Origin of the sequence: Corallococcus llansteffanensis, from assembly GCF_003612055.1 — a bacterium.
GTDB lineage: Bacteria > Myxococcota > Myxococcia > Myxococcales > Myxococcaceae > Corallococcus > Corallococcus llansteffanensis.
In genome coordinates, this window is the sequence record NZ_RAWB01001085.1 from 1 (window position 1) to 949 (window position 949).

A 949-nucleotide genomic window follows, 5' to 3' on the forward strand; every position below is an offset into this window, starting at 1 on the left:
GCCATGCGCGTCTTCCTAGCGGAGATGGGGCCAGCCGTCTGCTGGAGGGCCGGGGGCCGCCCGCCCGGGCGCCGGAGGGGCGCTTGCCCTGGAGGGACGGCCCTGGTAGCAACGGGGCTCCGGTGGGTGCGGGCCTTGCCCTCCGGATTCGGAGCCGGAGCGGAGTGGCGCAATGAACAAGAAGTGGGTCATCGGTGTGGGGCTGGGCTGCGTGGGCCTGCTCGGGCTGGTCGTGGTGGGGCTCATCGCGGCGGGCGTCTGGGCGGACCGCGACATGGAGGGCGCGGGCGTCAGCTCGATGCAGGAGGCGCAGGCGCAGGCCCGGCGGCTCGCCGAGCTCAACACCCGCTATCCCTTCCAGCCGCCCCCGGCGGGGCAGGTGCTGAAGCTGGATGAGGCGCGGCTGGAGGCCTACCTCACCGCGCGCGAGGCGACGATGCCCGCCTTCCAGACGCTGGAGACGGAATCCACCGCGTTCTTCAAGAAGTATGGCGCCGACCTGGGCAGCAAGAACCCGCGCGTCGTCCTGAAGGCCGCGGGCGCTTCCCTGCGGATGATCTCGAAGGCGCGGGCCGCGCTCGCCACGAACCTGGAGGCCTCGCGCATGTCGCTCCCCGAGTTCCAGGGCCTCACCCGCGTGGTGTACCCGCCCAAGGTCGTCGCTCCCAAGGAGCCGGTCCTGGTGTCGCGGCCCTCGGATCCGGAGAACCTCGCGCTCCTGGAGCAGCAGCTCGCGGCGCTGACGCCCCAGCTGGAGGACCCGAAGCTCAGCGAGGAGCAGCGCCTGCAGTTGGAGCAGCGCCGCGCCGGCCTGCGCAAGTACATCACCACGCTGGAGCTGGCTGGAGGCAAGGCCGTGCGGGATGCCAACGCCGCGCTGCTGAGCAAGCACCAGGCGCGCATCGCGAAGGCGGCGAACACCGGCTTCGACGAGCTCCTGGTGTACGAA

General features: G+C 71.8%; 1 protein-coding gene. It reads left to right on the plus strand.

Features of this window, described 5'->3' with window-relative positions:
* Window positions 1-172: 172 nt before the first annotated feature.
* Window positions 173-949: hypothetical protein (locus D7V93_RS43480; protein WP_120648719.1), on the plus strand; the 777-nt coding region annotated here is incomplete at its 3' end.